The sequence below is a fragment of the Enterobacter sp. DC4 genome (assembly GCF_000568095.1).
Lineage (GTDB): Bacteria > Pseudomonadota > Gammaproteobacteria > Enterobacterales > Enterobacteriaceae > Enterobacter > Enterobacter pseudoroggenkampii.
Genome location: NZ_AZUB01000005.1, coordinates 451939 through 458871, shown reverse-complemented (window position 1 = coordinate 458871; position 6933 = coordinate 451939). Strand labels below are relative to the sequence as shown.

Here is a 6933-nt window from a genome sequence, read left to right as displayed (position 1 = left end):
CAGCTGGCCGCCGGAGAGATCCTGCTCGGTAAGAAAAGCGCGGCTGGTGATATAGCCCCGGCTGATATACCAGTCAGAAATATGGGCGAGAAGTTCCGTTATTTTCGCCATATCCAGACAGCGGCCCAGCCACGGCGCGACAAGGGTCTGCCGGGTTTTCGGGGAGATTAAGGTCGCACCGGAAAGGGTAATGGTATGAATGGTGAAACAGGGCCCGGAGCCGGTAACAGGCAGCGGTCTGGCAGGCGCGGGGCGAGGAATACTGCGCTCCAGCTCTTCACGCTGTTGCTGGTTCTTTAATAACAGTTCCTCCTGCTGCTGACGCACTGTGTCCCGGTCAGCAGGAGTAAGGGGGGCTGCATGGCTCAGAGAACAAAAAAATAACGAGCAAAAAAAGACGGCTTTGCTGTAATAGCGCATATTAAAGGATAATATTTTTTGTTTTCCTCAGTATGACAGCTCTGGCGCAATAGGGAATAGTCTCAAAAAGAGGGCTACTATAATTGGTAGTAATATTTGCGTTAAGTTTAAAAAAACCGTTATGACGAAGAGCGTCATATCGGATTTTTTTATTATTGCCTGATTGTTTCTTCTTTCACAAAATATTAACCACCCCTCCCAATAGTTAGATATAAACATCAGCTAGCAGCGCAGATTAAATTACACGTTGCATTCATCGTGCTGCAAATTCTGATGACACCTGATAACTCAGTGCTGAATATGGAGGCATGCGTGATAACTTCGTTGAAGCGATCAAACTACAGCATGACGATACCTGGATGGAAAAGCATAAACTGGGTAAAAAATAGACAGAGGAAGATAACATCAAGAAAATCTGGAGCGGGCGAAGGGAATCGAACCCTCGTATAGAGCTTGGGAAGCTCTCGTTCTACCATTGAACTACGCCCGCTTTGAGGTGCGTATGGCATTATAGACCTTACGCACCTTCATACAAGCCTCTTCACAACTAACCGGCGATTAAATAATCACTTAGCACTTCGGTTTGCTGCCGGGCGCAGGAAGATAACGCTGCGGATCGATGGCCGTCGCCTTATAGCGAATCTGGAAATGCAGCTTCACCGCATCCGTACCGGTACTGCCCATGGTGGCAATCTTCTGCCCGGCTTTGACGTTCTGCCCGTTGTTGACCAGCATCGTGTCGTTGTGCGCATAGGCCGTGATGTAGTCTTCGCCATGCTTAATCATGATCAGGTTACCGTAGCCGCGCAGCTGGTTACCGACATAAACCACCTTCCCGGCTCCGGAGGCATAAACCGGCGTACCGCGCGCAGCGGCGATATCTATCCCCTTGTTACCACCTTCAGAGAGTGAGTAAGGGGCGACCACTTTACCGCTGGCAGGCCAAATCCAGCAGCGCTGTCCAACCGGCGGCCATGACGATTGCGGCACCTGATAGGACGGCGTCACTTTGGCGGTTTTGCCTTTCGAAGAGGACTTTTTACCCGAGGACGATCCGCCGCTCACCTTCAGCTGCTGCCCCACCTCGATGGTGTAGGGCGGAGAAAGGTTATTCAGCCGCGCCAGATCCTTCACGCTGGTCCCCGTTGCGCGTGAAATCCGGTATAGCGTATCCCCGCGCTTAACGGTATAGACCGAACCGGAATAGCTTCCCGTATCCGAGGATTTGCTTCCTGAACAGCCCGCCAGGAATAGCGTCAACGTCAGGCAAAAAACAGCGGTAATGGGATTTTTCGTCAGGCTTCCTGCAAACAAAACAGATCCTCGGTCAGCGTGAATGGCGCCCTATGATAACAGCCAAAACGAACAGGGGTCATGCCCTTTTCCGCTCTACGAGCCAAACCGTTCGTATAAGAATGCAGTATAATGCTTCGGCTGATGGTGCTGAACCACTCGGCATTTTGGCACTGGAGCATCAATGAGTATTCAAGAACACGTTATTTTGGTAAACGACCAGGGAATGGTGATTGGCACTCAGGAAAAGTATGCCGCGCACACGTTACACACCCCGCTGCATCTGGCTTTCTCTTCCTGGCTTTTTAACGCAAAAGGCGAATGTCTGATCACCCGGCGCGCCTTAAGCAAAAAAGCCTGGCCCGGCGTCTGGACCAACTCCGTCTGCGGCCACCCGCAGTCCGGCGAAGAGACGATACAGGCGATAATCCGCCGCTGCCGCTTTGAAGTGGGCGCGGAACTGGCCGATATCACCGCCGTCGCCCCTGAATTTCGCTATCGGGAAACCGACCCGTCCGGGATCGTGGAAAACGAAATTTGCCCGGTATTCGCCGCCCGCATCACCAATGACGTGACGATAAACGAAGATGAAGTGATGGACTATCAGTGGGTTGAGCTGGACGCGTTATTCCGCGCGCTGGACGCGACGCCCTGGGCCTTTAGCCCGTGGATGGTCATGGAAGCGACGACCGCCCGCGAAAAACTCAAAGCCTTCGCGGCGCAATAAAAAAGCCCCTTTCGGGGCTTTTTTTACATCTTAATGTCTTATTTCACCGGGCGCATCGCCGGGAACAGGATCACGTCGCGGATGGTGTGGCTGTTAGTGAACAGCATTACCATACGGTCGATACCAATCCCCAGACCCGCCGTTGGTGGCAGACCGTGCTCCAGCGCGGTCACGTAGTCTTCGTCGAAGAACATCGCTTCGTCGTCGCCTGCCGCTTTCGCGTCAACCTGATCCTGGAAACGCTGAGCCTGGTCTTCCGCATCGTTCAGCTCGCTAAAGCCGTTGCCGATTTCACGGCCGCCGATGAAGAATTCGAAGCGGTCAGTGATCTCCGGGTTCTGATCATTACGACGTGCCAGCGGAGAGACTTCAGCCGGGTATTCGGTGATGAAGGTCGGCTGAATCAGGTGCGCTTCGGCGACTTCTTCGAAGATCTCGGTCACGATACGGCCCAGACCCCAGCTCTTCTCAACCTTGATACCGATGCTGTCGGCGATCGCTTTCGCAGAATCGAAGTTATCCAGATCCGCCATGTTGGTCTCAGGACGGTATTTCTTGATCGCTTCGCGCATGGTCAGTTTTTCGAAAGGCTTACCGAAGTCGAAGACTTCTTCACCGTAAGGCACTTCGGTGGTGCCCAGAATGTCCTGCGCCAGGGTGCGGAACAGGGATTCGGTCAGCTCGATCAGATCTTTGTAATCCGCATACGCCATGTAGAGTTCCATCATGGTGAACTCTGGGTTATGACGAACGGAGATACCTTCGTTACGGAAGTTACGGTTGATTTCGAACACGCGGTCAAAACCACCAACCACCAGACGCTTCAGGTACAGTTCCGGCGCGATACGCAGGTACATGTCCAGGTCCAGGGCGTTGTGATGGGTGATGAACGGACGCGCAGACGCGCCGCCAGGGATCACCTGCATCATTGGTGTTTCCACTTCCATAAAGTCGCGGTTCACCATGAACTGGCGGATACCGGCCATGATCTGGGAGCGAATTTTGAAGGTCTTGCGGGATTCATCGTTAGAGATGAGATCCAGGTAACGCTGACGGTAGCGCGCTTCCTGATCCTGCAGGCCGTGGAATTTGTCCGGCAGCGGGCGCAGGGCTTTGGTCAGCAGACGCAGCTCGGTGCAGTGGATAGACAGTTCACCGGTTTTGGTTTTGAACAGTTTACCTTTCGCGCCCAGGATATCGCCCAGGTCCCACTTCTTGAACTGCTCGTTGTAGATGCCTTCCGGCAGATCGTCACGGGAAACGTACAGCTGGATACGGCCGCCAACGTCCTGCAGGGTTACGAAGGAGGCTTTACCCATGATACGACGGGTCATCATGCGGCCTGCAACGGCCACTTCGACGTTCAGCGCTTCCAGCTCTTCGTTCTCTTTCGCGTCGAAGTCAGCGTGCAGTTGGTCTGAGGTATGGTCACGACGAAAATCGTTCGGGAACGGCACGCCCTGCTCGCGCAGCGCTGCCAGCTTCTCGCGGCGGGTTTTCAGTTCGTTGTTAAGATCGACTACCGCGTCAGCGCCCTGTGCTTGTTGTTCAGACATGTTGGTTCCTCATAACCCTGCTTTCAAACTTGCTTCGATAAATTGGTCCAGGCTGCCGTCCAGCACCGCCTGCGTGTTGCGGGTTTCAACCCCGGTACGCAGGTCTTTGATGCGGGAGTCATCAAGGACGTAAGAACGGATCTGGCTGCCCCAGCCGATGTCAGACTTGTTGTCTTCCATCGCCTGTTTCTCAGCATTTTTCTTCTGCATCTCCAGCTCATAAAGCTTCGCTTTCATCTGCTTCATGGCCTGGTCTTTGTTCTTATGCTGGGAACGGTCGTTCTGGCATTGCGTGACCAGCCCGGTTGGAATGTGGGTAATACGCACCGCCGATTCCGTACGGTTAACGTGCTGGCCGCCCGCGCCGGATGCGCGATAAACGTCGATACGCAGGTCCGCCGGGTTAATTTCGATATCGATATCTTCGTCAACTTCCGGGTAAACGAACGCGGAGCTGAAGGAGGTATGACGACGGCCGCCGGAGTCGAACGGGCTCTTACGCACCAGGCGGTGAACGCCGGTTTCAGTACGCAGCCAGCCGTAGGCGTAGTCACCGATGATCTTGATGGTGACGGATTTAATACCGGCCACTTCACCTTCAGACTCTTCGATAATTTCGGTTTTGAAGCCGCGCGCTTCTGCCCAACGCAGGTACATGCGCGTCAGCATGCTGGCCCAGTCCTGCGCTTCAGTACCGCCAGAACCTGCCTGAATATCAAGATAGCAGTCAGCGCTGTCGTATTCGCCGGAGAACATGCGACGGAATTCAAGCTGCGCCAGCTTCTCTTCCAGCACGTCGAGTTCTGCCACGGCTTCGTTAAAGGTTTCTTCGTCGTCGGCTTCGACGGCCAGCTCCAGCAAACCGGAAACATCTTCCAGCCCCTGGGCCATTTGATCCAGCGTATCTACGATAGCTTCGAGAGAGGAACGCTCTTTACCCAGCGCCTGCGCGCGTTCAGGTTCGTTCCAGACGTCCGGCTGTTCCAGCTCGGCGTTTACTTCTTCAAGACGCTCTTTCTTGGCATCGTAGTCAAAGATACCCCCTAAGAACGTCAGAGCGCTCCGTGAGGTCCTGAATACGGTTTTTTACCGGATTAATTTCAAACATGGTCTGTTTTCTTTTATGGACTTGTCAAAATGCGGTGATAAGAGCGGGATTGTACCGAATCCACGCCCTTTTTTATAGAGATTACTGCCGCTAAATTGGCCAGATATTGTCGATGATGATCTGAAGGGTGCGGTTACCGCGAAACTCGTTGATGTCCAGTTTGTACGCCAGCTCGACCTCGCGTACGCCGTTGTCTGGCCATACTGCCGTGTCAACGTTAAAGGCAATGCCGTCCAGCAGCGGGCCGCCGCCCACGGGCTCGACCATCACTTTTAGATGACGTTCGCCGACGATACGCTGTTGCAGCAGGCGGAAACGGCCGTCGAACAGCGGTTCCGGGAACATCTGCCCCCATGGACCGGCATCGCGGAGCATTTGCGCCACGTCCATCGTCATCTCAAGCGGTGAAAGCTCACCATCGGACACCACTTCCCCCTGCAACAGGGCCGGGTCGATCCAGTCGGTGACCAGTTCACCAAACAGCCGCTGGAACTCGTCGAACTTCGCCTCTTCCAGCGACAGGCCCGCCGCCATCGCATGGCCACCAAACTTGATCATCAGGCCCGGGTACAGCGTATCAAGACGCTCCAGGGCATCACGCATGTGCAGACCCTGGATTGAGCGGCCAGAGCCTTTGAGCGTGCCGTCGCCCGCGGGGGCGAACGCGATCACCGGGCGGTGGAAGCGCTCTTTGATGCGCGACGCCAGAATGCCGACCACGCCCTGATGCCACTCGGGATGGTACATCGCCAGGCCGCCCGGCAGCGTATCGCCGCTGCGCTCAAGTTTTTCACACAGGGTCAGCGCTTCGGCCTGCATCCCCTGCTCAATCTCTTTACGGGTCTGGTTCAGGGCGTCCAGCTCGTTGGCCAGCACGCGCGCTTCACCGATGTTGTCGCACAGCAGCAGCGCGACGCCAACGGACATATCGTCCAGTCTTCCTGCCGCGTTCAGGCGCGGCCCAAGGGCAAAGCCCAAATCGCTTGCCGCCAGCTTGAGCGGGTCGCGGTTGGCGATTTCCAGCAGCGCCTTGATCCCTGGACGGCACTTGCCTGCCCGGATACGGCTTAAGCCCTGCCAGGTCAAAATACGGTTATTGGTATCAAGCGGCACCACGTCAGCGACGGTACCCAGTGCCACCAGATCGAGGTATTCGGCCAGGTTCGGTACGGCAATACCGCGGGATTCGAACCAGCCCTTGTCGCGTAACAGGGTACGCAACGCCAGCATCAGATAAAACGCCACGCCTACGCCCGCAAGGGATTTCGACGGAAAATCACAGTCGCGCAGGTTGGGGTTAATAATCGCCTCGGCGGCAGGCAGCGTTTCACCGGGGAGATGGTGATCGGTGACCAGCACCGGGATCCCCAGCGCGTGGGCATGATCGACCCCCGCATGGGAAGAGATCCCGTTATCGACGGTCATGATCATCTGCGCACCACGGGCGTGGGCCTGATCGACCACTTCCGGGCTGAGGCCATAGCCGTCTTCAAAACGGTTCGGCACCAGATACGTGACGTTATCGCAGCCCAGCGCGCGCAGGCTGAGCACGCTCAGCGCGGTGCTGGTTGCGCCGTCGGCGTCGAAATCCCCTACCACCACAATCCGCGTTCCCTCACGAAGCGCGTTGTAGAGCATTTCAGTGGCTTTTTCGATACCGCTCAGCTGCTGCCAGGGCAGCATCCCTTTCACGCTGCGTTCAAGATCCTCAGCGCTACGCACGCCGCGGCTGGCGTAGAGACGCTTAAGCAGCGCCGGGAGATCGTCTGGCAAATCAACCGGTTCAACCGCCTCACGGCGGCGCAATTTTATTGGGGCTTTCACGCGGA

6 protein-coding genes and 1 tRNA gene are annotated in these 6933 nt (G+C 55.7%); 1 reads left to right on the top strand and 6 read right to left on the bottom strand.

What is annotated here, in order from left to right; genetic code table 11:
* The 3 genes from P349_RS0124510 to actS form a co-directional block, all read right to left on the bottom strand.
* Positions 1-327 (bottom strand): POTRA domain-containing protein (locus tag P349_RS0124510; RefSeq protein ID WP_032650114.1); only part of this gene is annotated, 327 nt, incomplete at its 3' end.
* A 509-nt stretch (positions 328-836) separates the two neighbouring features.
* Positions 837-910 (bottom strand) — tRNA-Gly (locus tag P349_RS07325).
* Positions 911-990: 80 nt separating this feature from the next.
* The gene (gene actS / locus P349_RS07330; RefSeq protein ID WP_032650115.1) at positions 991-1734 is read right to left on the bottom strand and encodes an amidase activator ActS; all 744 of its coding nucleotides are present in this window, start codon (positions 1732-1734) and stop codon (positions 991-993) included.
* A 163-nt stretch (positions 1735-1897) separates the two neighbouring features.
* Between actS and idi the strand changes: the two genes are divergently transcribed.
* A complete protein-coding gene (idi, locus tag P349_RS07335) occupies positions 1898-2440 on the top strand; it encodes an isopentenyl-diphosphate Delta-isomerase (protein ID WP_032650117.1) in 543 nt (180 codons plus the stop codon).
* Positions 2441-2478: 38 nt separating this feature from the next.
* Here idi and lysS read toward each other — a convergent pair whose 3' ends face one another.
* From lysS to recJ, 3 genes are all read right to left on the bottom strand, one after another.
* The gene (gene lysS, locus P349_RS07340) at positions 2479-3996 is read right to left on the bottom strand and encodes a lysine--tRNA ligase (RefSeq protein WP_032650119.1); all 1518 of its coding nucleotides are present in this window, start codon (positions 3994-3996) and stop codon (positions 2479-2481) included.
* Between the two features lie 9 nt (positions 3997-4005).
* Positions 4006-5104 (bottom strand): peptide chain release factor 2 gene (prfB, locus tag P349_RS07345; protein WP_096059326.1). Its coding sequence is split into 2 segments (ribosomal slippage): positions 4006-5028 and positions 5030-5104, totalling 1098 coding nucleotides; the frame shifts between segments, so codons are not numbered across the junction.
* 90 nt (positions 5105-5194) lie between these two features.
* Entirely contained in the window at positions 5195-6928 is a 1734-nt protein-coding gene (gene recJ, locus P349_RS07350) for a single-stranded-DNA-specific exonuclease RecJ (RefSeq protein WP_032650122.1), read from the bottom strand.
* Positions 6929-6933: the final 5 nt, after the last annotated feature.

Excerpts from the sequence above, each read along its gene's own strand:
- idi (WP_032650117.1), top strand. The coding sequence starts at position 1,898 with ATGAGTATTCAAGAACACGTTATTTTGGTAAACGACCAGGGAATGGTG.
- lysS (WP_032650119.1), bottom strand. The coding sequence starts at position 3,996 with ATGTCTGAACAACAAGCACAGGGCGCTGACGCGGTAGTCGATCTTAAC.